The organism is Fundicoccus sp. Sow4_D5 (genome assembly GCF_052116365.1).
Lineage (GTDB): Bacteria > Bacillota > Bacilli > Lactobacillales > Aerococcaceae > Fundicoccus.
Map to the genome: position 1 here is coordinate 725154 of NZ_JBQKLF010000001.1, position 23850 is coordinate 749003.

A 23850-nucleotide genomic window follows, 5' to 3' on the forward strand; every position below is an offset into this window, starting at 1 on the left:
GCTTGTATAACTAGTATACAAACCACCTAATAATAATTGTAACAAATAAATCAACATTAGTCTAGTCGCTATTGTTATTAATTATTCCTTTAGATTTAATTTGATTTTAATTTAAAAATCATTCTGCTTTATTTAGATAGCTCAGAACAATTTCAATGTTCTCTTCAATCGATCCTTGTCCTGTATCTAGTGTAATTGCATCTTCCGCTTGTTTTAACGGACTATGCTCTCTAGTTGAATCATATTCATCACGGCGAATAATATCCGCTTTTAATTCTTCAAAGCTTTGACTTGTAATCCCTCTTGCTATATTCTCATCATACCTTCTTTGAGCTCTGATTTCTGGACTAGCAATAAAGAAAAATTTATAATCAGCTTCCGGCAACACGACGGTTCCAATATCACGACCATCCATAACTACCGAGTGTTCTTTTGCCATTGTTCTTTGACGCGCTACTAAATCTTCTCTAACAAAATCAAGAGCAGATACAGCAGAGACATTCTGAGAAACCTCAACACTACGAATAGCCTCTTCAACATCCTCATTATTTAAAAACAAATGTTGAACCCCATCGACAAATTCAAAAGATAGATCAATCTCTTTTAAAATGGTTTCTATTCGTTCGATATTATCAACTGCTACCTTTTGACGAAGGACGGCCAGAGTCACTCCTCTATACATAGCGCCAGTATCAATATATGTGATACTTAATCGTTTCGCAATTTGTTTCGCGATTGTACTTTTACCTGATGCTGCTGGACCATCAATTGCAATTGTTATACTCATGTCATTACTCCTTTATATTCGAAAACATCGTTGTAAACATAGAAAATCACGTTTCTCTACGCTAAGTGCACGAATTGAGAAACGTGATTATAAACATCTTAAAAATTATGGAATAACAATTTCCATTCCTGGGTAAATTGGTGTATCAATCGTTGCACCGTTAGCTTGTGCTAATTGATAAACATCCACTCCATAAGCTGTAGCAATACCATACCAAGAGTCTCCTGCTTGAATCACATAAAAACTTCCGGCTGTTTCTGGTGCTGGTGTCTCTTCCACTGGCGGTGTTGTTTCCACTGGTGGCGTTGACTCAACTACTGATGATTCTGGTGCTGTACTCTCATCAATTTCTCGTGAACTGATTGATTCAGATTCACTTGACGATTCAGATTCAGATTCACTTGAAGCTGTCGATTCGCTAGACGCTATTGAGCTTTGGTCAATTTGAATCTGCGAAGTAGTTCTTTGCGGAATTTGGTTTTCCGATCTTTGAGCACTTACAAACCAATACAATAAAAAAGGTGATAACAACGTAATTACTAATAAGAATAACAATACTTTTGACAAAGTAGTTGCTTCCTTAACAGGTTGATTACGTGCAGCGCGTGAGTATTGTCTGGTTTTCAAATTCTCATCTTCACCGAATTTTTTATTCCAAGGCGCTTTAAATTTACTTTCTTGTTTTGGTTGTTGCTCATCTTGATGTTCTTGATTTTCATTTAGTTCGTTATCTTTTGCCATCAAAATTCCTCCTACATATGTTATACTATTAATAACATATTTATTCTAGAATAGCTAGTCAGACTATTCGTAATAGCATACTATCATCATACTTTATTTTAAAAAAATAGAAAATATACAAAGCCTTTTAATACCGAAAAGATACGGTATTGTAATTACATTGTAACAAATGGCGGTGAGAAAGTGAACAAATTACACATAATCCCTGAAAAATGCATCGCTTGCGGTTTATGTTACTTACATTATCCGGAAGTTTTTGACTGCAACGATGAAGGAATAGCCTTCATAAAAAAAGAGAGTACCACTCGCCAACAAGACGAGAGTACTCCAGCAGTTTATAGATGCCCTACCCGTGCGATTGAGATAGTCGACCATCAGTTGAATTAATTGAACTTTTTTCAAAGGAATATGCTTCGTAAAGCATATTCCTTTTTTTCATAATTGGAACTAATGTTTTAAACACAGCCAATTGACCAAATACTAAGAACACACCTTTGATTAAGTTAAACGGGATAATAATGGATACGACGTAAACAAAAAGATCTGGTATTGGGAAATTCAATACGGCTACATACCATGGCAAAGCCACATAGTAGTTGAAAATTGCCATTGATATTACTAAAAATGTGACTAAAGAAGTACTCATCAAAACATATTTAAATTTAATAGATAGTTGTTTCAAATTAGATAAAATATAGTGAGTTGGTAAAAACATTGCCATCGATGCAATAAAACTCATAATCACACCAATTGGTAGACCCGCTTGTCCTCCACCCATTATATAATTTAATAAATCTCGTGTACCTGCTACAACAATTGCCCCAATTGGACCATTTGCTAGTAAACCAATCAAAACCATCAAGTCACTGAAATCAATTTTTAAAAACGGAGCTGCCGGCAGAATAGGAAAATCAAATGTCCTCAATACAATTGCCCATGCCCCCAAAATTGCTAAGAAAACCAAACGCGATAACTTCATGTTCTTCATTACTTTTTCTCCTTCCACGTCTATGGAATAGAAAGCAAATCAACCACAATGTGTTGATAATGCCTACAAAAATACACCGAATCTGCCTCAAAAAAACTCTTCGGCAAATACGGTGTAGTAAATAAGCATAATCATGCAATCTCTTCTACTATCAGACTTTACTGTCGGTACTGGAATTACACCAGTTCATCTAAGCAATGAAATCATTGCAAAGTCGTGGACTATACCACCGGTCGGGAATTTCACCCTGCCCCGAAGACGTATTGTTTTATTTGTTAAAAGTATAACATGTTTTTTATGACATAACAAGCATAAAATAAATTTATTCTTATACTAATTTGATTATTTAGAACTTTTTGCTAATTTTAGCAATTTATCTACTTCAAAGGCTGTTAAATCGCGCCATTGACCAACATGTAAATTATAAATATCTAAAAATGCGAATCTTTCGCGTTTAAGTTTCATAACCGGATGACCGACCGATTCAAACATTCTTTTTACCTGGTGGTTCCAACCTTCGTGAATAGTCAATTCAACAATAGCCGTCCCATTAGTTGGATTTGATGTTAATAAATTAGCTTTTGCTTTAGCTGTCTTTTTCCCATCTAAAACAACGCCTCTTTCTAACTTATTTAATGAAGCTTGTGTAGGAATCCCTTGAACTTTTGCTACATATACTTTATCAATCTGATATTTAGGATGCATCAATAAATTGGCAAATTCACCATCATTCGTCAAAACAATTAAACCCGTTGTATCATAATCTAAACGGCCAACTGGATAAATTCTCTCAGTGACCCCTTCAATTAGATCCAAAACAACTTTACGTCCTTTATCATCACTGACCGCACTGATCACTGAACGTGGTTTATTCAGTAAAATATAACGTGGTTCTTCTTTATAAATAGGCACTTGATCAACTTCGATTCGATCAGTCGCATTAACCTTTACGCCTAATTCTCGAACAACTTCTCCATTAACTTTAACGCGACCATCCAATATTAATTGTTCGCATTTTCGACGACTGTCTACACCTGCATGCGCCATTACTTTTTGCAATCTTTCCATCTATCTACACCTCTTGTTCTTTCGATTAGTTCTCTAATTCATCATATAATTCAATCTGCCAATTTTTAGTAGAAAATAATTCTTCTACTGCGGATTCGGAATTTAATTCCAATGGTTCGACTTCCGGTAAATCTTCTAAAGACTGTAAGCCAAAATAATCCATAAAGTAATTTGTTATACCGTATAGGACTGGTCTTCCTGGCGCTTCGACTCGCCCTACCTCTTTAACTAAGTCTCGACCTATCAGCTTTTGAATCATACTTGCTGAAGAGACTCCTCTTACTTCATCTACTGCCAGACGTGTAATTGGTTGTCGATAAGCAATGATTGCTAACGTTTCGATCGCAGCACGTGTCAACGTGTTTTTATAAGGTGACTGAGCATAAGTTTCAACATCCTGTGCTACCTCTTTTTTGGTAACAAGTACATAGTGTTGATTGAAATTGACTAATTCAATTGGAGAGTCTTCATCTGAATATAAATTCAATTTTAATTGCTGTAATGCTGCGTCAATCGCTTTAACATTTTCATTCAATGAATTCGATAAATGTTCTCGGCTGACACCTTCTTGTCCTGAGACAAACAGAATCGCATGCACTCGTTTAATTAAATTCATTCTTCTAAGCCTCTCCCTTTGCTTTAAGTATTTCAATTGGCTGTAATGCTTCATTTTGATTGAATATAATTGCTTTTTTTCTAACTAACTCTAGCATAGCCATAAAAGTTGTAATCACTTCATGACGACTATTATGGTGAATTAGATCATTAAAATGAATCGAATCGTTTGCATCCAAGCCATTCAAAACTGATAAAATATCATCCATTCTTTGCGAAACAGTTAATGGATCATGAATTATTTCTTTTTGTTTTGGTGCTCTTTCTAACTCTCTTTGTAAAGCCAAAGACATCGCTTCGCTTAATTGTTGAAGCGTGATATCCCCCTCATCTAAAGGAACAAATTGTTGCAGTAAAGACAAGTCTTCGCTGGGCCGTGTATAAAGCTTTGCACGTTCAATTTGTTTTAATTCTAGAGCGGTCGCAACATCTTGAAATTGTTGATACAACAGTAATTGTTGAACTAAAACCTGACGAGGATCCTCTGATTCATAGTCCCCTTCAAATTCTGGATCGGGTTCAATTGGCAACAAAAGGCGACTTTTTATTTCTAGCAAAGTCGCCGCCATAACCAAATAATCTCCAGCAACATCGAGTTGAAACTCTTGAATCGAATGAAGATAGCTTAAGTATTGTGAGGTTATCTCACTCATTGGAATATCATTGATATCCACTTTCATTTGCTTAATCAAATGCAATAGTAAATCAAAGGGACCCTGAAATGCCTCCAACTCCAATTTTAATTCAGTATTTGACATATCTACCCTCATTCTCCACTAAATCATTTAGACTGTGCATCGTTATATTGTTGTGCCCATTTTGAAACTAAATCAATCGTTTTATTCGTTGTTGTCCCTATAATTGTCGCATTCGGATGTGAATGACGTAAATCATTATAAATCTTATAGCCGATGCCTTCATTTCTAAAAGAAGGTATCACTGCTACTCGTTGAACCATGATATTCTCTCGAATTGAAATTTCATCCTCACTATTGGTAACCGAGGATTGATTATGTTCAACAGCCATAACGCCGACATAATTTCCAGAAGAATCATCTTTGTATAGATAAATCTCACGATTATCGTCATTACGATAATTCTCTAACAGTTCTTTTAAAACTTCAGTTTTAACATTGTCATCATATGTATAAGATAATAACCCTAACACAATTTTTTCGTTTTTATTTTTAGAACGTATTAGCATATTCATCCTCCTTCCTTAGCTCCACTTTTGAGATAATAGCATTCAAAACATGAAATTTCAACTATCAAGCCGTAAAGTAGTCTTATGCGCGTTTCACTAAATCTTTAATTAATTTCTTAAAGCGTGGTTTAACAACAGTCGTTACATCAACTACTTCATCATGGTTTAGCGAAGCTTGCATACCTGCTGCTAAGTTAGTAATACATGAAATACCAAACACTTCCATTCCACAATGTTTTCCAACAATCGCTTCTGGTACGGTTGACATACCTACAGCGTCCGCTCCGATTGTACGAGCAAATCTAATTTCTGCTGGAGTTTCATAGGTAGGTCCCGTAAACCAAGCATATACACCTTGTTGTAAGTGCAATTGGTTATCTTTCGCGATTTCAATTAATAGGTTCTGACCACGTTTACTATATGTTTCTGTCATATCAACGAATCGTGGTCCATGCGCGTCAATATTCTCACCGATCAATGGATTTTCACCGGTTAGGTTAATTTGATCAGTAATAATCATTAAATCACCAGGTACGAATGACGTGTTTACACCACCTGCAGCATTCGTTACCACTAATTTACTTACTCCAAGCTCTTTAAAAACTCTTACTGGATAAGTCACTGTTTGTAAGTCATAACCTTCGTAGTAGTGGAAACGGCCTTGTAAAGCAATCACTTTACGACCAGACAATGTTCCATAAACTAATTGACCAGCATGACCTTTAACAGTTGAAACTGGAAAATTTGGAATATCTTCGTAAGGAATTTTCACAGCATCTTCAATATCGTCTGCTAATTCCCCTAGACCTGACCCTAAAATCAAGCCAATTTCTGGTTCAATGATTCCTTTTGAAACTAAGTAATCTTTTGTATCTTTAAACATATACATTTCCTCGCTTTATAATTTTTAGATTAATTGTGATAAGAACGACGTTCCGTTTTCAGTCTGTTTAACACCAAAGTTTTCTGAAATAGTTGCCGCAATATCACTAAAATACCTTGCCTTCAATTCTTTTGCTTGTGTAAATTTCGGGCTGTAAATTAAAATTGGCACATACTCTCTTGTATGATCCGTTCCTGGATAAGTCGGGTCATTACCATGGTCCGCCGTTAAAATAAGTAAGTCGTTTTCTTTTAAGTTAGCGTAGATTTCTGGTAAACGGCCATCGAACTCTTCTAGCGCTTCTGCATAGCCTTCAACATTACGACGATGACCGTAAACTGCATCAAAATCAACAAGATTTGTAAAGCTTAGGCCTTTGAAATCTTCTCCTAATTTAGCAATTAACTTATCAACACCATCCATATTATCAGTCGTACGAATTGCTTCAGTTAGTCCTTGTCCATTAAAAATGTCATTAATCTTACCAATTGAAATGACATCTAAAGCCGCTTCTTTTAAGTAATCTAATGTAGTTTCTCCAAACGGACTTAGAGCATAATCGTGACGATTACTTGTACGCTTAAAGTTACCAGGCGCTCCTAAGTATGGACGCGCAATAATGCGACCTAACATATAGGGTTCTTCTAATGTAATCTCACGACAGAATTCACAGATACGGTATAATTCTTCTAAAGGGATAATTTCTTCATGGGCTGCAATTTGTAAAACGGAATCTGCAGATGTATACACGATTAAGTCTCCCGTTTTCATCTGGTATTCTCCTAATTCGTCTAAAATCTCTGTTCCTGATGCTGGTTTGTTCCCAACAATCTTTCTACCTGAAAACTCTTCAATTTGGTCAAGTAACTCTTTGGGAAAACCATCCGGAAACACTCTAAATGGCTTTTCAATTTTTAAGCCCATAATTTCCCAGTGTCCCGTCATCGTATCTTTACCAACTGACACTTCTTCTAACTTTGTCCAATAACCCTTCGTTGTTTCTTGAGCTTCTAGTCCTTCCAAAGCCTCAATATTCGCTAGGCCAAGTTCTACCATATTAGGAACTTTTAACCCTGCATTTTTAGCAATGTTTCCTAAAGTATGGGAATTTAAATCATTAAACTCAGCTGCATCTGGTGCCTCTCCTATACCGACTGAATCTAGTACTACTAAATGAATTCGATCAAAACTCATCAAAAAACCTCCTATTAATATTGTTTGATTATTTTATGCTCTTGGAAAATATTGCCGATAGACTTTCTGCAATCTTTGTTTAGAGATATGTGTATAAATCTGCGTCGTGGAGATATCTGAATGCCCCAACAACTCTTGAACCATACGTAAATCTGCTCCATTTTCCAGTAAATGTGTTGCGAATGAATGCCTTAGCATATGTGGTGACACGTCTTGATCCACATTAGCTAATGCAACATATTTTTTGAGGTTTTTCCAAATACCTTGTCTGGTAAATTGTTTGCCTCTTTCTGTTAAGAAAACAGAGTGTGTTGCAGTTGTTCCTTTCAAAGCAAAGCTTGGTCTGACTAAATCCAAATAGCGTTGTAACCAATACTCAGCTTCTTCTCCTAAAGGAACTAACCGCTCCTTATCACCCTTACCTACTGTTTGAATAAAACCTAAATCTAGATGTAATTCATCCAAGCTCAATTGAGTTAATTCAGTCACACGTAAGCCTGTCGCATACATTACTTCTAATATCGTACGATCTCTTAATCCCCATAGAGTTGAGGTATCTGGTGCTTGAATCAGCGCTTCTACTTCTTTCATCGTCAAGACTTTTGGAAGCCTTTGAGCTTTTTTAGGCCCTTGAATTAAAGTTAATGGATTCTGTTTAATCATGCTTTCTTTCATTAAGTAAATGAAGAATTGCTTTAAGGATGAAATCATTCGACTCGTTGTACTATTAGCATAACCTGCTTGTCTTAAGTGTGCTAGAAAAAGTTGTATGGTTTGTTGATCCACTTCAATTATTTCCGTCAAATCTTGTTCTTCCAAAAAAAGAATGAATTTGTTTAAATCAAGCTGGTAACTTTTAATCGTATTCTCTGATTTACCTTGATCAATCAGAAGATAGCGTTTAAACTCCTCAATAAGCTCTTCAAACATTAGTCATTATTCCGAATCGTTTTTAAGCAAATAAATTCCGTCACCTTTAACTTGCTTAATCATAGAATTCTTCATTAAGTTTCCAACGGCTCGTTTGAATTGGGCTTTACTTATCCCCAATTGTTGTTTAATTTCGTCTGGCGCTGACTTATCATGTAATGGTAAGTGCTCATTTGGCATTTTCTGTAAAACTGCAATCAACATTTTAGCATCATCATCAATTGCTTCGTGGGCACGAGGATTTAGGGATATATTGATTCCACCATCCGTGCGGACTCCAACAACACGTCCTTGTAGCACTTGTCCTAAACGAGGCTCGTTTTGTCTTTCACTCTCATGCAAGAAGGCTGAAAATCCTTCTTCAGTGATTGCTAAGGAACCTGCCATTTTTAATTGATAAACAGTTGCTGTAATGTCTTGATTTTTTAATCTCATAGGTGCTTTGATGAAGAGCTCTGCCATTTTTTCAGCATCTGCCATATGTCCCCAGAATCTGTTACGATCATCGACTGAGTAAGTCAGGTACAAGCGATCGCCTTTTTTGGGCCATAAATGATTAAGTAATGGTAAATCATCTAGTGAAACAACGACTTCCTTATTCAATAAACCTACATCAACGAAAACGCCTAAGTCTTTACGGCTAGAAACCACTGTTCCCCAGCCATAATAATTTGGACGAATATCAGGTAAATCTACTTGAATGACTTTCTTACCGATTTGTGTTTCGTAAACCATTCCTTCAACTTCTTCACCATTGTTTAATGCTTCCTCAACGTCTGTTTTTGCTAAAGCAAACGTGACCCCTTGACTCTGTACGAAATATTCTTTCTCGTTTTCATCGGTTACAACTGCCGTTACTATCTCACCATATTTAATCATTGTGATTCACTACCTCTCATTTATCTACTTTCGGAATATCGTCTTGACTATTATAGCATTTATTCCAAAAGAAAAGACGAACCTTCCCTTGTGTCATAGTTAGTTTTAGTGGTATCGATTTCGCCAACTAAAAAACCAGCATGCCCTAGGGAAGATTTCGTCTAAATATACTTATTCTTAAATACTAATTGTTGCACCACGGTAGATTATGCCACGTCGTGCATCTACTGTAATTAATTCATTATTCTTAATTTTTTCTAATGCGCCTTCTGCACTTACAATTACTGGAATTCCTCTTTCTAAACCAATAACTGATGCGTGAGAAGTGATTCCGCCTTGCTCAACAATGATTGCGCCAACTTTTTCTAATGCAGGAGCATACTCTTTATCCGTTGATTTAACAACTAATACAGAGCCTACAACAGCGTTATCGTTTGCAGTTTTAGCATCTTGGGCTAATACAGCTTTACCGATAAAGTTTCCGCTACCAACACCTTGACCTTTAACTAATTGTGTACCAATTAATTGAATTTTCATGATGTTTGTTGTTCCTGCTTCACCTACTGGTACACCAGCCGTAATGATAATTAAATCACCTTCGTTAGCATAACCTTTTTCTTGAGATAATGCAGTTGCAGAATCTAACATCTCATCAGTAGAACCTGGTTTTTCGATGACATAAGCTTCTACACCCCAAGTTAATGTTAATGGACGAGCTGAGATTTCATCAAAAGTAGCTGCAAGAATATGAGCTTGTGGACGGTATTTAGCAATCATGTTAGCAGTATGACCTGAAGAAGTCGCTGCAACAATTGTTTTAATCCCTAAGTTACGCGCTGTATGTCCAACTGCTTGACCAATTGCTTCAGTTAAATCATCATTGCCGTAGCTTTTCAATGTGTAAGCATCTTGACCAACAAAAGCTTCTTCTGTACGTGAACAAATACTTGCCATCGTTCTAACTGCTTCAACTGGATAATCTCCAGCAGCTGTTTCACCAGAAAGCATTACCGCATCGGTACCATCAAAGATAGCGTTCGCTACGTCTCCTGCTTCAGCACGTGTAGGACGTGGATTCTTTTGCATTGAGTCTAACATTTGAGTTGCTGTTATAACTGGTTTACCAGCTTGGTTACATTTCTTGATGATTTGTTTTTGAACAATCGGAACATCTTCCGTTGGAATTTCAACTCCCAAGTCACCACGAGCAACCATGATTGCGTCAGAAACTTGTAAGATTTCATCGATATTCTGTACGCCTTCTTCGTTCTCAATTTTAGAAACGATTTTAATATGGCCAAAGCCTTCGTCTTCTAAAACAGCACGAATTTCCATTACATCACTCGCTCTACGAACGAAACTTGCTGCAACAAAGTCAATTCCTTGCTGTGCGCCAAAGCGAATATCTGATTCGTCTTTTTCAGTGATCGCAGGTAGGTTCAATTTCGCTCCAGGTACGTTGATACCTTTTTTAGTTTTAATTGTTCCTGTATTTTGTACTTCAGTGACAATTTCATTGCTTTCACGGTCAATTTTAGTCACATTTAATTCAATCAAACCATCATCAATTAAAATTTTAGTTCCAAGTTCAACATCGTTGATTAATTCTGGGTATGAAACAGAGAACTTTTCAGCATTTCCGACGATTTCTTCCATCGCAATACGGACTGTTGAGCCTTTAACAAGTTCTGCTTGATTGTTTTCAATTTCGTGTGTACGAATTTCTGGCCCTTTAGTATCTAATAAAATAGCAACTAATTTTCCAGTTTCCTCACGAGCAGCTTTCAGTTTATTGAAACGCTCTAAATGTTCTTCGTGAGATCCATGTGAGAAGTTAAAACGTGCAACGTTCATCCCTTCATTAATTAACTGTGTTAAGATTTCCTTTGTGTCTGAAGCAGGTCCTAATGTACATACAATTTTAGTTTTTTTCATTGATTGAAGCTCCTTTTTTAGTCTATTACGCGATCAGTTAGCTCTAAGTTTAATTCATATAAATCTTCCCGTACTTTATGTTTAGTTTTTTCAAGTGTTTCAACAATATCAAAGACTGCTAATTCCTCGTTGATAATCCCAACATATATACCTGATTGTGCATGAATTAGTAAATCTACTGCTTTAGCTCCCATTAATGTAGCAAATACACGATCTCGTCCAGTTGGATTTCCACCACGTTGAATATGTGACAATGTTACCCCACGTACACTTTGCCCAGGTGCTACTTCACTATACTGCTTAACAAATGCCTCAACACCCATTACACCTTCTGCTAAAACAATCATAGAATAATCTTTACCAGCTGCACGACCTGCTGTAACGCGTCTAGCCACATCCACTAGGTCATACTCTTCTTCTGGAATAATAATGGCGTCTGCGCCGGCAGCAATACCTGCCCAAATAGCAATATCTCCAGCGTGACGTCCCATAACTTCAACAACAAAGGTTCGGTTATGTGATGCAGCTGTATCTGAAATATTATCAATCGCTTCTAAAGCGACAGTCATCGCTGAGTCAAAACCAATTGTATACTCCGTACCTGGAATATCGTTATCAATCGTTCCTGGAATTCCAATTGCTGGGAATCCGTGTCTTGTAAGAGCTAGCGCACCCCCAAATGAGCCGTCTCCTCCAATAACGATTAAACCATCAATTTCATGCTTTTTAAGTTGTTCAATTGCTGCTAGTTGCGTTGCTTCTTCTTTAAATTCCGGATAACGAGCGGTATAAAGCATCGTTCCTCCGCGCTTTACTTGATGATGGACATCCGCAACTGTTAAAGGAATGAACTCTCCCTCAACCAGTCCTTTGTACCCAAACTTCACACCTAGTACTTCAATACCATGGTGCAAGCCTTGTTCAACTACCGCACGAATGGCAGCGTTCATACCAGGGGCGTCTCCACCACTTGTTAATACTGCAATGCGTTTCATCTATTCACCTCAAAATAAAAAATTTAATAATAATTACACACACACGGCCTATTCTACCACTAATTGTAAGAGTTGTCATATTTTTTCAGTAAAGTTAACGAGGTTTATATAAAGTAAGAATCACATGAGAAAGACTTCATCAAAAAATGGGCTAACTTTCATTTTCACGCTTTAAAATTTACTTAAATACCACTCGTTCATTCCCAAAAATTTCTTTAACTTCATTTTGTACTCTTTGACTATAACTAATTGTATAAGGAGAATTAAATTGCCAAGTCTGTCTTAGATCATTAACTAATATTATGATCGCCGGGCCAGGGTTTTCTATCGCCAAATCTTTTAATTTTTGTATTTGATCAGTTGCAGTCTTAAAATCAGGTATCTTCACGTAACATTTAGTAATTTCTTTACGTTCGAACGTTAAATCTAGTTTATTGGCAACTTTTAAATCATTGATAATGACTTGTTTTTCATCTCGTTTATTCAGACTAATCGTTCCATCAAGAAACACTATTTGTTGCTCCACTAAAAGTGATGAAAAACGTTGATACTGTTGTGGAAAGACTATGAGTTCCGCTTCAGAATCCGCATCATTGACACTAACAAAAGCCATCAAATCATTATTTTTCGTTCGAATCACACGAATCCCTTTGATATAAGCAATTGCTTTAAAGCGTTGTTTAGCTTTCATGTCATGTATTGAAGCTAAAGGACTCAATTCCTGATGATTCTCAATATACTCTTGATACTCATCAATAGGATGTCCCGCTAAAGTAAAGCCTAGCACTTCTTGTTCTCTGTCAAGTTGTTCTGTTAAACTCCACTCTTTTACCCAGGTCACTTTTGGTTCAATTTCTGCAAATAAATTTATATTTTGACCACTAAATTCAACACTTTGAATCATTGTGGATAAATTGTGTGTCAAAGTTGCACGGTTATAACCAAAACTATCAAAGGCCCCACCATCGATTAATGGTTGGACAATCTCATCTTTTAAAAAATTATTAGGGAGTCGTCTTAGAAAATTCAATAAATCCGTGTAAGGTCCTAATAAATTTCGATTATCGATAATATGTTGAATTAAGTCCTTACGCATGCCTTTAACCGAATCAAAGCCAACCTGAAGCTGTTTTTTATAAATCGAAAAACCTGCTAAGCTGAAATTGATGTCTAGCCCGCCCACTTTCTTCAAACGTTTCTTAGCTTCTTGAAAGTACTGATTAGCAGTTGTGCTGTTTGAACGTCCATTATTCAGTAAAGCTTGGTAAAATTCTAAAGGATAATGTACTTTTAAATAGGCTAATTGATAAGCCAGTGTTGAATAAACAACAGCATGTGCACGGTTAAATCCATAGTTAGCAAATTCATAAATATATTGATACACACGTTCAGCTGTTTGTCTGTCAATCTGATTTTCAAGAGAGCCTTGGATGAAATGTGTTCTTTCGCGTTCCATAATATCCACTTGTTTTTTTCCCATAGCTCTTCTAAGGATATCCGCTTGACCTAAACTAAATCCAGCCATTTGTTGACAAATTTGCATAACTTGTTCTTGATAAACAATGATTCCATAAGTATTAGACAGTGTTTTTTCTAACAATGGATGTAAATACTCGATTTTTTCTTCACCGTGTTTCCGTCTGACAAAGCGATCAATTTGCTTCATTGGCCCTGGCCTAAACAAGGCATTCACCGCGACAATATCTTCAAATGAAGCTGGCTGTAACTTCCTCAATACATTACGAATACCATCTGATTCAAATTGAAACACCCCCGCTGTCGTTGCTTTGCGGAAAAGTTCGAGTGTTCTCGAGTCATTCATATCAATTGTTGCAATATCAATTTCTTCTTCTTGGGATAGCTTTATATTATTCAACACATCATCCAGTAATTTTAAGTTTCGTAGTCCTAAAAAGTCCATTTTTAGAAGTCCCATACGTTCGACATCTGCCATTGCATACTGTGTAATTAACATTTGATCTTGACGATCGAAAACAGGCACTTGTTCTTCTAACGGAAAATCACTGATAACAACTGCTGCCGCATGTGTCGAAATATGACGTGGTAAGCCTTCTAAAGTCAAAGCAACTTGAAACAATTGTTGATTCAAGTCTGAACTTTCAACAATCTGTCTTAATTCACCAGATTTAATAAACGCACTTTCGAGCGTAATATCTAATTCACGTGGTATAGCATTTGACCACTTTTTCAATTCTTGAGCGTCAGCTCCTAAGACTCTTAATGTATCGCGAATGGCCTGCTTGGCACCAAACGTCCCAAAGGTACAAATCTGAGCAACTTGCTCATAACCATAATGCGTTTCTATAAAACGTAGAACTTGTTCACGTTTATTATCAGGAATATCGATATCAATATCCGGCATATTAAACCGCTCTGGATTCAAAAATCTTTCGAAAAGTAAATCATATTCAATCGGATCAACTAAAGTAATCTTCAATAAATAACTAACCAATGAACCAGCGGCTGAGCCACGTCCTGGTCCTACTCTGATTTTCTTATCGTGACAGTAAGAAATAATGTCCCAAACAATTAGAAAATAATCACTAAACCCCATTTGTCTAATGACCGTTAATTCATGTTCTAATCGTTCAGTATAGGCCCTTTGATCTAATAAATTCAGTGAGCTAAGGCGTTCAAAGGTCAGTTGTTTCAAATAATCATCAGAACTTAACTGATTAGGCACTTGATATTTGGGCAACAAGTGCTGATCCAAAGGAATGACTACATTTAATTCATTCGCTAAAATTTGTGTGTGTTGGATACATTCATTAAGTTTTGCCTCCTCATAAAGTGACTCCATTTGCCTTGCAGAATAAAGGTAGTGTCCACCACGTATATTCCGTAATGAGATATCTAATTGTTCATTCGCCGCAATAGCTTGCATCACTTTCAAACTAAAAGCATCTTCTTGATTAATGGTGTCAACCAGCTGATTACTGACCATTGGTATTTGAGATTGTTGGGCGAATTCAACTAAATTCGCGATTTCTAAAGGATTATAAGGATAAATTGGAACACCCAAGTAAACATTTCCACTGCCAAAATAGGACCGCCACAAACTTAACACTTGCTTGGCCCATTCTTGATCATCATGAATAAGGGCTTGTTCAATCTCGCCATTTCTTCCACCACTAATGAGGATTAAATGCTTTTCTTGATTAGAAATTAATTGCCAAATTTGTTGATTAGCTATTTGGGGTTGATTAGCTAATCGCGATAGTTTTAATAGGACTAAATAGCCCTCATAATCTTTTGCATAAATAATTAAGGGATAACGAGTCTCTTGTCTAACGAGACCTGGTATTTCTAGCGTCATTCCCATTAAAGCTTTTATTCCTATTTTTTGACAAGCTTGATAAAATTCAAGTGCACCATGTAAAACGTTATGATCTGCGATTCCAATCGCTTGATAGCCTAATTCTTTCGCTTTTTTCACATAGTCTTGAATGTTAACCGTGCTATTTAATAACGAGTAAGCGGTTCTAACATTTAATAACACTGCGCAAAACCTCCTGTATACACTTTAACAAACAAACGTTTTATTTAAGATAATCATATCATTCTTTACTACGTTTTGTTTAACTCTAAACAAATAGAATTGTATTTTTTTTCCTTTATTGATAAACTGATTATGAAAGAAGGGATTATATGAAGTATATCGTTACTTTATTTTGGAGTTTTATTCTAGGTCATGTTGCTTATTATCTAGGCAGCTCATTGACGAGTGTAAGCTATGATTTCAATAGCGCTTCTCTCTTAGGTTTAATTGTGGCCATAGGAGTCGTTATTATCGCTAATGTTTTGAAAAATTCAATCGAACCAACTACAGACGCTTAAAATTTAAAGCGAGCTAACAGTCAGTAATCTGACGCTAGCTCGCTTTTTTATATTTTTAAGTAGAGTGCTTAATTTAAATTAGTAACATGGCATCGCCAAAACTAAAGAAACGATACTTCTGCGCCACTGCATGTTCATAAGCTGCTATAACTGCTTCACGATTATAAAAAGCACTTACTAACATAACGAGTGTTGAAGCTGGCAAATGAAAATTGGTAATTAATGCATCTACAGCTTTAAATGTATAACCTGGAGAAATAAATATTGATGTCCAGCCTGAACTTGCAAGCAATTTACCGTTATTCTCGCACGCAATTGTTTCGAGGGTTCTGACACTCGTGGTGCCAACAGCTACAACTCGACCACCATTAGCTTTCACCTGATTAATTTTCAAGGCAGATTCTTCACTTAATTGGTAAAATTCCGCATGCATTTCATGATCTTCTAAATTGTCTACTGAAACGGGTCGGAACGTTCCCAAGCCAACGTGTAGTACTAGCGGAATAAGTTCTATGCCTTTTTTCTTCACTTGTTCCAATAATTCTGGAGTGAAATGCAAGCCAGCAGTTGGAGCCGCAGCTGAGCCATTATGTTTCGCATAAACAGTTTGATAACGGTCTGGATCATCCAAACGTTCTTTAATATACGGAGGTAAGGGCATTTCGCCTAATGATTCTAGCACCTCTAAAAACACACCTTCATATGAAAACTCAATGATCCGGCCACCGTGCGTTAACTCTTTAACAACTGTCGCCTTTAATCGAGCATCCTCACCAAAATGAATGACTGTTCCAACTTTTGCTCGTTTAGAGTGTTTTACAAGACACTCCCATTGGTTGCCATGCGTATTGGTTAACAGTAACACTTCCAAATGCCCTCCGGTATCCGGTTTTACTCCAAATATCCGTGCTGGAATAACTCTAGTCTCATTTACCACTAAAGCATCGCCTGTTTGTAAGTAATCTAAAACATGATCAAACGTCGTATCAGTCAATTCATCCGTTTGACGATTAACCACTAACAAACGCGATGAACTTCGGTTTTCTAGGGGTGTTTGCGCAATTAATTCTTCAGGTAAATCATATTCAAAATCTTTAGTCGTTAACATTAAAATTCCTCTTTCATTCTATCTGGATAGCGAATACCTAAATGTTCATACGCATATGGTGTTACCACACGCCCGCGAGGTGTTCGTTTAAGAAAACCATTTTGTAACAAATAAGGTTCATACATATCTTCAACAGTTTCAATTTCTTCGCCTATATTTACGGCAATCGTATTTATCCCTACCGGTCCACCATTATAATGTTCAATCATTGTTATCAATAAACGACGGTCGATAGTATCTAATCCTTTTTCATCTATTGCTAATATGTCTAAAGCCGCTTCGGTAATTTCTTTAGTTATGATTCCATCACTCTTTACTTGCGCGTAATCTCTAACGCGTCTCAAAATTCTGTTTGCAATACGAGGTGTCCCTCTACTTCGCAAAGCAACCTCCGTCGCACCGGTTTCGTCAATTTGAGTATCAAAAACAACGGCACTACGTTCCACTATTAATTTCAAGTCAGCGGGTTGATAGTACTCCATATGAGCAATGATTCCAAACCGATCCCTTAAAGGTTGAGACAACATCCCAGCTCTTGTAGTTGCTCCAATTAATGTGAATGGTGGTAATTCGAAATGCACAGGATGAGCTGATGGACCTTGTCCCACAATGATATCTACAAAATAGTCCTCCATAGCAGAATATAATACTTCTTCTACCACTCGTGGCAGGCGATGAATCTCATCAATAAATAGTATATCGCCTGGGCTTAGCTCATTGAGAATTGCTAACAAGTCCCCTGGGCGATCAATTGCTGGACCACTGGTCGTTTGAATACCAACATTTAATTCATTGGCAATTACCATGGCTAATGTGGTCTTTCCAAGTCCAGGAGGGCCATACAACAGAACATGATCCAATGCTTCTTGTCTTTGTTGAGCTGCTTGAATATAGATACTTAGCTCATTTTTAATTTTACCTTGACCAATATACTCAGCTAATCTTTGCGGACGTAAACTTAATACTTCAACTTCGTCCGCTAACAATTCTGCGCTAGTTATTCGTTCTTCGCTCATTTTCACCCTCCTCTCATCACTTGTTTTTATTTAATTAATAATTTAAACGCAACACTTAACGCCGCTTGAGTATTCTCAAAGTTTTGTTCACCAAGTGGTTTTTCAATGCGCTTAATTTCTCTTTGTGAGTAACCTAAACCTAATAAAGCTTCGTAGACTTCTTCTAAGAGCTGTTGTTGTTGAACCTCTTGAGCGTCCTTAGGGTCGTTGGTGAAATCAGCTGCAAAATCTAGTGACCCTTGTAAGTCTAAAATCATTTGCTGAGCTGTTTTCTTGCCGACACCTGGAAACTTCATTAAATACTTACTGTCGCTTGCATCAATGGCTTGAATTAAGCCTTGATGGTCATCCAATGCTAAAATTGACATTGCACTCTTAGGACCAATTCCAGAAACTTTATTCAGAGTTAAGAATAATTTCTTTTCACTTAAATCTTTAAAGCCATATAGAGTCATTGAATCCTCTCGAACCACTAATTCAACATAAATTTTTGCTGTTTGCATTAGTAAATCTTGCCAACGATAAGGATTAGCACAATATATCTGAAAACCCATCCCATTGGCTTGAAGTACTAAATAGGTAGGATAGATATGAAGTAATGTTCCTTCAATAAATTCATACATATTGCTTACTCCACGTGCTTCTTATAATCACTATAGCCTGCGTCGTCCATTTCAGCTAGCGGAACAAATTTTAATGATGCAGAGTTAATACAGTAACGTAGTCCGCCCATATCTTCGGGTCCATCTTCAAAGACATGCCCTAGGTGAGAATCTGCTTGTGAACTTCTAACTTCAATCCGTGTTCTTGCAAGTGAGTTATCAATTTCTTCTTTTAAACTACTACCTGGAATTGGAGTAGAAAAAGATGGCCAGCCACAGCCAGCATCATATTTACTTGTACTAGAAAATAACGGTTCTCCACTCACAATATCTACATAGATACCTTTTTCATAAAAATCATCATATTCTCCTGAAAATGGACGTTCTGTAAATTCCTCTTGAGTAACCTTGTATTGTAATTCTGTTAAGTTTTCAATTGTTTCTTTAAAATTTTCCTTTGTCATCTAAAATGACCTCCTTCATGTGGATCTTGAATTCGTTTAAATAGTTTCTCTAACGTATTCTGATTAAATTCAATAAAAACCGGTCGGCCATGGGGGCAATGGTAAGGATCTTCTAACTCCGCCATGCTCTCAATCAATGCTTTTGCCTGTCTTTCGTCTAAATAGTGATTGGCTTTAATAGCGCCTCGACAACTTTTCATAATGATAGTCTTTTCTTTTATTTGAGCGATTGTTAAATCTGGCTGATCGCTTAATAATTCGACTAAATCATACACCATTTGTTCCACTTCATCTTGCAATAACCAATTAGGATAACTCTCTAACTGAAAACTTGTAGGCCCAAAAGCGTCTAAAAATATCCCCAAGCGTTCAAAAGGTTCCTGCATCTGTTCAATCTGCAATACTTCCGCTTGGGTAAAATTAAAAACAATCGGAAATAACAACTGTTGCTGCAATAAGACATTAGGATCATAACGCATAAATGCTTCATAACGACTTCTCTCTTGAGCAGCATGTTGATCAATCAAATAGAAGCCTACTTCACTTTCTGCAATCAAATAAGTACCATGAATTTGTCCAACATATCGTAACTGTTTAAAGTCAATCAGATGTGCTGTTTTCTCAATTGCTTGTTGCGAATCTTTGGTGAGTTTGTTTTCATTAGTTTCTGCCTCAACTTGATTCTGTTGGACTGCATCATACTCACCGACGGGGGCTTCAACTTTAAAGATATCCGAAGATGAAGACTCGTTAGATGCCTTATTTATGGCTGTTTCTGGTTGAGTGACTATTTTTTTATCAGTTTTTTCGGTCATTGTCGGCCCGTCAAATGAAGTTTGCTTTTCTATCTGTCTAAACTCAAATGGTAACGTTTCAACACGAGGCTTCTGCTTTGGTAGATTAGGAATGTCTTTTAGATCAACTTCCGGCACTGGGTTGATACTACTAAGCTTTTCTTGAACTGTTTGTGTTAATAGTTTAGCGAGTTCTTCCTCTTTACTTAAACGAATCGTTTGTTTAGTCGGATGAACATTGACATCAACCAATCGTGGGTCTAAATTCACTCGAATAATCGCCACTGGAAAGCGTCCAATCATCAATCTTCTTCCATAGGCTCTGATAAGTATATTATTCAAAGCGTAGCTTCTAATCGCTCGTCCATTCACAATCCAATGAATATATTGGCGATTCGTACGTGTTAACTGTGGTGGTGAAATAAAGCCTGACAATTCAAAGTCATTATCACTTGCTTCTATCTCAAGTAATTGTCTGGCTAAAGCGGGTTGATACACGTTAGCAATTGTTTGTCTCAACTGCCCAGTTCCAAAAGAAGTGAATAATTTATGTTCGTCATTACTTAATGTAAAGCGTATTTCTGGAAAAGAAAGGGCAATCTCTTGAACAAAATTAAGTATATGCCTTAATTCCGTCTTAATGCTACTTAAATGCTTTAAGCGAGCGGGTGTATTATAGAAAAGACTATCTACTGTAATAATTGTCCCTTTTCTTGGTTTTGATATACCACGTTCAACAATTCTTGAACCCGAAACTTGTACAAAATGACCTGTCGCATCATCTTCATCACTCACTTGACTAGATTCAAGTCTCACTTTAGCTACAGAGGCGATACTAGCCAAAGCTTCTCCTCTAAAACCTAAGGTATGAATACTGAACAAATCATGCACTGAGTAAATTTTACTTGTCGCATGTGCTTGGAATGCCAATCCAATATCTTCCTCGTCCATTCCATCACCGTCATCAATGACACGAATTCTTTGAATCCCCGCTTCGAGTAGTTCAACAACTATATCTGTTGCATTCGCATCAATCGCATTTTCAACTAATTCTTTCACAACAGAAGCGGGCCTTTCGACCACTTCTCCTGCAGCAATCTGATTAGCTAATGCCTCTGACATTTGTTTAATTCTCCCCATAAAATCCTCCTTCCAGACATTGTATGTTTACTATTGGGTTATTTCAACTGCTGTTGCCAGTCGAGTAGTTTTTGCATTGCTTCAAAAGGTGTCATTAAATTAATATTAGCGTCTTCAATCTCTTTTAACACCTGCTTAATCTCACTAGATATTGCACTCGCAGGACTTTCTAGTTTATCATCTGATGGTTTAATTGTTTCATCAAACAAACTCATTTGGACTGCGCCAGGGTGACGTAATTGGTGGGCTTTAGCTTCTAATTCCGTCAACGTCTTTTGACTTTGAATTAATAAGGATTGAGGTAAACCAGCTAATTTAGCTACATGAATCCCATAACTTTTATCAGCAGGTCCATCGATAATTTTGTGTAAAAAGACAACTTCTCCTTCATGCTCAGTTGCTCCAACATGAACATTCTTTAACGTTGATATTTTCTCATCGAGTTCAGTTAATTCATGGAAATGCGTTGAAAAAACCGTCGCAGCATTCACTTTTTCAGCAATATAGTATAAAATCGCTTCTGCTAAGGCTATACCATCAAAGGTAGCTGTCCCACGACCTAATTCATCGAATAATAATAAACTACGTTCTGTTGCTTGAGAAATCGCATAATTAGTTTCCATCATTTCAACCATAAATGTACTTTGTCCACTCGAAATATCATCAGAACTTCCGATACGGGTGAAAATCTGATCAATTAACGGTAAGCGCGCTTCTTTTGCAGGAACGAAACAACCAATTTGGTTCATAATAACGCAAAAAGCAATTTGACGCATATAAGTACTCTTACCAGACATATTGGGCCCAGTAAGTAGCAAGAGCGATTGTTCTGGTGTAATAACTAAATCATTCGGTACGAATGCCGCTTGGCCTATTAGTTTTTCGACAGCTGGATGACGGCTATCTTTTAAAATCATGTCTTTGTTATCCGTCGTTAAATCCGCTCTCACGTAGCCTTCTGTTTCACTTACTGTTGCAAAGTTACATAGAACGTCCAGTTCAGCGACTTGACTCGCTAAAAATTGAAGTGGGCTGATGGATTCGTTAATTTTTGCTCGTAGTTCTAAAAATAAGCGATACTCTAAATCTACAGCTTTTTCTTGAGCACTTAAAATTGTTGTTTCCATTTCTTTCAATTCTTCAGTGATATAACGTTCGTTATTCGCCAAAGTCTGCTTACGAATATAGCGATCATCCTTCAATTGTGCAGCCTGTAAGCGACTAATTTCAATATAATAGCCAAAGACTTTATTATAACCAACCTTTAATGTTTTTAAGCCTGTTAGCTCACGTTCTCTTAACTGTAACTGCGCTAACCATTGTTGTCCATTTTCTAACGCATCATGATAACGGTCCAATTCCTCATGATAACCTGTCTTTATGATATGACCATCCGTTATCGATATGGGTGGCTCATCAACTAAGACCTCTTCAATATGCTGATATAAATCAGAAAATGTTGGTAATAAATCGAACACCTCGACAGAAAGACCATTGAGTTCCTGATTAATTTGAGTTAGGAGGTGATTAATTACCGGTATTTGACTCAATGAATAACGTAACTGATCAACATCACGAGCATTCGCTGTTCCTAGACTTATCTTTGTTACAAGACGTTCTAAATCATATATTTTGCCCAGACAAGTCATCAAATCGACTCTTTCGAAATAATGATTCATCAACTGCTCCACTTTTTGATGACGTTTCACTAATGGTTCCATTCTTAATAAGGGCTTTTCTAGCCATTGATGTAATAAACGTCCACCCATGGCAGTTTTTGTACGATCAATCAGCCATAATAGACTTCCTTTACGCTTTTGAGTTCGCAAAGAACGCGTCAATTCTAATTGTACCTTGGCATAATGATTCATTTGTAAATATTGACTCAATTCATAGCGCTGAACCGGTTTAACATGGTGCAATGCTTGCTTTTGAATACTGAATAAATATTCGAAAAGAACGTTTAATAAATAAGCTTCCTCTTTAGTTGCCTGATCTAACTGCCATCCAATTTCACCTTTAGTATCCTCAGGTAATTGGTAATAAGTGTAATGAGCTTTAACAGCTTCATGGATCTTTATCGCTTCTGCTGTTTCTTTGTGCAAGCTTTCCATCACAATCTCAGTTGGATGAATTGCTTGAATTTCATTGACATATTGTACCCAGTCATCTGTATGCGTTAATTGAATCTCTCCGGTTGAAATATCGATAAAACTTACATAATAGTGTTGTCCACTAAAATAGCAAGCTGCTAAGTAATTGTTTTCTTTATTAGGAATGGCATCCTCTTCCAAAATAGTACCTGGAGTCACAACGCGAACAACCTCACGCTTGACCATCCCTTTGGTTAATTTAGGATCTTCCATTTGTTCACAAATCGCTACTTTGCGACCTGCTTCTACCAATCTTTTTATATAGTCAGTTGCTGAATGATGTGGTACACCACACATTGGCACAGGATTCTCTGCTTTTTTATTTCGCGAGGTTAGTGTAATTTCTAAAATATTTGCTGCTTCAATTGCATCTTCATTAAACATTTCATAAAAATCACCCAACCTAAAAAATAGGATGGCATCTGGATATTGTGCCTTCATTTCATTATACTGTTCCATCATTGGCGTTACTTTTGCTTTACTTGACACACTTACA

At 36.8% G+C, this 23850-nt stretch carries 22 protein-coding genes and 1 riboswitch; of the genes, 2 read left to right on the top strand and 20 right to left on the bottom strand.

Annotated features, from left to right (window positions below):
* Nucleotides 1-118: 118 nt before the first annotated feature.
* Nucleotides 119-787, bottom strand: a complete 669-nt coding sequence (gene cmk, locus ACTQ45_RS03420) for a (d)CMP kinase (RefSeq protein WP_441750558.1) — start codon at nt 785-787, stop codon at nt 119-121.
* Between the two features lie 105 nt (nt 788-892).
* A complete protein-coding gene (locus ACTQ45_RS03425; RefSeq protein WP_441762967.1) occupies nt 893-1528 on the bottom strand; it encodes a LysM peptidoglycan-binding domain-containing protein in 636 nt (211 codons plus the stop codon).
* 183 nt (nt 1529-1711) lie between these two features.
* Here ACTQ45_RS03425 and ACTQ45_RS03430 point away from each other — a divergent pair, with 183 nt between their 5' ends.
* Nucleotides 1712-1915, top strand: a complete 204-nt coding sequence (locus ACTQ45_RS03430) for a ferredoxin (protein ID WP_441750560.1) — start codon at nt 1712-1714, stop codon at nt 1913-1915.
* Here the strand turns inward: ACTQ45_RS03430 and ACTQ45_RS03435 are convergent.
* The 12 genes from ACTQ45_RS03435 to dnaE all read right to left on the bottom strand — a co-directional run bounded on the left by ACTQ45_RS03435 (nt 1875) and on the right by dnaE (nt 15739).
* Complete coding sequence (locus ACTQ45_RS03435) at nt 1875-2516, bottom strand: ECF transporter S component (RefSeq protein ID WP_441750561.1); 642 nt, start codon at nt 2514-2516, stop codon at nt 1875-1877. The genes ACTQ45_RS03430 and ACTQ45_RS03435 overlap by 41 nt on opposite strands.
* 136 nt (nt 2517-2652) lie before the next feature.
* A riboswitch (FMN riboswitch) is annotated at nt 2653-2780 on the bottom strand.
* Nucleotides 2781-2858: 78 nt separating this feature from the next.
* The gene (locus tag ACTQ45_RS03440) at nt 2859-3584 is read right to left on the bottom strand and encodes a pseudouridine synthase (RefSeq protein WP_441750562.1); all 726 of its coding nucleotides are present in this window, start codon (nt 3582-3584) and stop codon (nt 2859-2861) included.
* A gap of 25 nt (nt 3585-3609) precedes the next feature.
* Nucleotides 3610-4200: an SMC-Scp complex subunit ScpB gene (scpB, locus tag ACTQ45_RS03445; protein WP_441750563.1), complete on the bottom strand. Its 591-nt coding sequence runs from the start codon at nt 4198-4200 to the stop codon at nt 3610-3612.
* A gap of 4 nt (nt 4201-4204) precedes the next feature.
* Nucleotides 4205-4957 (bottom strand): segregation and condensation protein A, encoded by a 753-nt coding sequence (locus ACTQ45_RS03450; RefSeq protein ID WP_441750564.1) that lies wholly within the window; start codon nt 4955-4957, stop codon nt 4205-4207.
* 23 nt (nt 4958-4980) lie between these two features.
* A complete protein-coding gene (locus tag ACTQ45_RS03455; protein WP_441750565.1) occupies nt 4981-5403 on the bottom strand; it encodes a hypothetical protein in 423 nt (140 codons plus the stop codon).
* Between the two features lie 82 nt (nt 5404-5485).
* Nucleotides 5486-6286, bottom strand: a complete 801-nt coding sequence (locus ACTQ45_RS03460) for a purine-nucleoside phosphorylase (protein ID WP_441750566.1) — start codon at nt 6284-6286, stop codon at nt 5486-5488.
* 24 nt (nt 6287-6310) lie between these two features.
* Nucleotides 6311-7480 carry a phosphopentomutase gene (gene deoB, locus ACTQ45_RS03465; protein WP_441762968.1) on the bottom strand — a complete coding sequence of 390 codons (1170 nt, stop codon included), beginning with the start codon at nt 7478-7480 and terminating at the stop codon, nt 6311-6313.
* 33 nt (nt 7481-7513) lie between these two features.
* Nucleotides 7514-8410, bottom strand: coding sequence for a site-specific tyrosine recombinase XerD (gene xerD / locus ACTQ45_RS03470; protein WP_441750568.1), 897 nt, complete (start codon nt 8408-8410; stop codon nt 7514-7516).
* 6 nt (nt 8411-8416) lie between these two features.
* On the bottom strand, nt 8417-9289 hold the full coding sequence (locus ACTQ45_RS03475; RefSeq protein ID WP_441762969.1) for a CvfB family protein: 873 nt from the start codon (nt 9287-9289) through the stop codon (nt 8417-8419).
* A gap of 177 nt (nt 9290-9466) precedes the next feature.
* Entirely contained in the window at nt 9467-11224 is a 1758-nt protein-coding gene (pyk, locus tag ACTQ45_RS03480; protein WP_441762970.1) for a pyruvate kinase, read from the bottom strand.
* Nucleotides 11225-11241: 17 nt separating this feature from the next.
* Complete coding sequence (gene pfkA / locus ACTQ45_RS03485) at nt 11242-12219, bottom strand: 6-phosphofructokinase (protein ID WP_441750571.1); 978 nt, start codon at nt 12217-12219, stop codon at nt 11242-11244.
* Between the two features lie 178 nt (nt 12220-12397).
* Nucleotides 12398-15739, bottom strand: coding sequence for a DNA polymerase III subunit alpha (gene dnaE, locus ACTQ45_RS03490; protein WP_441762971.1), 3342 nt, complete (start codon nt 15737-15739; stop codon nt 12398-12400).
* Between the two features lie 149 nt (nt 15740-15888).
* Here dnaE and ACTQ45_RS03495 point away from each other — a divergent pair, with 149 nt between their 5' ends.
* Complete coding sequence (locus ACTQ45_RS03495) at nt 15889-16077, top strand: YjzD family protein (protein ID WP_441750573.1); 189 nt, start codon at nt 15889-15891, stop codon at nt 16075-16077.
* A gap of 73 nt (nt 16078-16150) precedes the next feature.
* On the opposite strand, the gene queA is transcribed toward ACTQ45_RS03495, so the two are convergent.
* Genes queA through mutS form a run of 6 tightly spaced genes read right to left on the bottom strand, consistent with a single transcriptional unit; the run spans nt 16151 to nt 23843 of the window.
* Complete coding sequence (gene queA / locus ACTQ45_RS03500; protein ID WP_441762972.1) at nt 16151-17185, bottom strand: tRNA preQ1(34) S-adenosylmethionine ribosyltransferase-isomerase QueA; 1035 nt, start codon at nt 17183-17185, stop codon at nt 16151-16153.
* Nucleotides 17185-18201 (bottom strand): Holliday junction branch migration DNA helicase RuvB, encoded by a 1017-nt coding sequence (gene ruvB / locus ACTQ45_RS03505; protein WP_441750575.1) that lies wholly within the window; start codon nt 18199-18201, stop codon nt 17185-17187. The genes queA and ruvB overlap by 1 nt, the downstream gene beginning before the upstream one ends.
* Before the next feature lie 26 nt (nt 18202-18227).
* Entirely contained in the window at nt 18228-18824 is a 597-nt protein-coding gene (gene ruvA / locus ACTQ45_RS03510; protein WP_441750576.1) for a Holliday junction branch migration protein RuvA, read from the bottom strand.
* Between the two features lie 5 nt (nt 18825-18829).
* Complete coding sequence (msrB, locus tag ACTQ45_RS03515; protein WP_441750577.1) at nt 18830-19267, bottom strand: peptide-methionine (R)-S-oxide reductase MsrB; 438 nt, start codon at nt 19265-19267, stop codon at nt 18830-18832.
* Nucleotides 19264-21201, bottom strand: a complete 1938-nt coding sequence (gene mutL, locus ACTQ45_RS03520; RefSeq protein WP_441750578.1) for a DNA mismatch repair endonuclease MutL — start codon at nt 21199-21201, stop codon at nt 19264-19266. The genes msrB and mutL overlap by 4 nt, the downstream gene beginning before the upstream one ends.
* Before the next feature lie 38 nt (nt 21202-21239).
* Nucleotides 21240-23843 carry a DNA mismatch repair protein MutS gene (gene mutS, locus ACTQ45_RS03525; protein ID WP_441750579.1) on the bottom strand — a complete coding sequence of 868 codons (2604 nt, stop codon included), beginning with the start codon at nt 23841-23843 and terminating at the stop codon, nt 21240-21242.
* Nucleotides 23844-23850: the final 7 nt, after the last annotated feature.

What these genes read in the sequence shown, in the direction of transcription:
- mutL (WP_441750578.1), bottom strand. Translation starts at nt 21,201, where the DNA reads ATGGGGAGAATTAAACAAATGTCAGAGGCATTAGCTAATCAGATTGCT.
- cmk (WP_441750558.1), bottom strand. Translation starts at nt 787, where the DNA reads ATGAGTATAACAATTGCAATTGATGGTCCAGCAGCATCAGGTAAAAGT.
- ACTQ45_RS03435 (WP_441750561.1), bottom strand. Translation starts at nt 2,516, where the DNA reads ATGAAGAACATGAAGTTATCGCGTTTGGTTTTCTTAGCAATTTTGGGG.
- xerD (WP_441750568.1), bottom strand. Translation starts at nt 8,410, where the DNA reads ATGTTTGAAGAGCTTATTGAGGAGTTTAAACGCTATCTTCTGATTGAT.
- ACTQ45_RS03455 (WP_441750565.1), bottom strand. Translation starts at nt 5,403, where the DNA reads ATGCTAATACGTTCTAAAAATAAAAACGAAAAAATTGTGTTAGGGTTA.
- msrB (WP_441750577.1), bottom strand. Translation starts at nt 19,267, where the DNA reads ATGACAAAGGAAAATTTTAAAGAAACAATTGAAAACTTAACAGAATTA.
- ACTQ45_RS03450 (WP_441750564.1), bottom strand. Translation starts at nt 4,957, where the DNA reads ATGTCAAATACTGAATTAAAATTGGAGTTGGAGGCATTTCAGGGTCCC.
- deoB (WP_441762968.1), bottom strand. Translation starts at nt 7,480, where the DNA reads ATGAGTTTTGATCGAATTCATTTAGTAGTACTAGATTCAGTCGGTATA.
- ACTQ45_RS03475 (WP_441762969.1), bottom strand. Translation starts at nt 9,289, where the DNA reads ATGATTAAATATGGTGAGATAGTAACGGCAGTTGTAACCGATGAAAAC.
- queA (WP_441762972.1), bottom strand. Translation starts at nt 17,185, where the DNA reads ATGTTAACGACTAAAGATTTTGAATATGATTTACCTGAAGAATTAATT.
- ACTQ45_RS03440 (WP_441750562.1), bottom strand. Translation starts at nt 3,584, where the DNA reads ATGGAAAGATTGCAAAAAGTAATGGCGCATGCAGGTGTAGACAGTCGT.
- ruvB (WP_441750575.1), bottom strand. Translation starts at nt 18,201, where the DNA reads ATGAGCGAAGAACGAATAACTAGCGCAGAATTGTTAGCGGACGAAGTT.
- ruvA (WP_441750576.1), bottom strand. Translation starts at nt 18,824, where the DNA reads ATGTATGAATTTATTGAAGGAACATTACTTCATATCTATCCTACCTAT.
- pfkA (WP_441750571.1), bottom strand. Translation starts at nt 12,219, where the DNA reads ATGAAACGCATTGCAGTATTAACAAGTGGTGGAGACGCCCCTGGTATG.
- pyk (WP_441762970.1), bottom strand. Translation starts at nt 11,224, where the DNA reads ATGAAAAAAACTAAAATTGTATGTACATTAGGACCTGCTTCAGACACA.
- ACTQ45_RS03460 (WP_441750566.1), bottom strand. Translation starts at nt 6,286, where the DNA reads ATGTTTAAAGATACAAAAGATTACTTAGTTTCAAAAGGAATCATTGAA.
- ACTQ45_RS03425 (WP_441762967.1), bottom strand. Translation starts at nt 1,528, where the DNA reads ATGGCAAAAGATAACGAACTAAATGAAAATCAAGAACATCAAGATGAG.
- scpB (WP_441750563.1), bottom strand. Translation starts at nt 4,200, where the DNA reads ATGAATTTAATTAAACGAGTGCATGCGATTCTGTTTGTCTCAGGACAA.
- ACTQ45_RS03495 (WP_441750573.1), top strand. Translation starts at nt 15,889, where the DNA reads ATGAAGTATATCGTTACTTTATTTTGGAGTTTTATTCTAGGTCATGTT.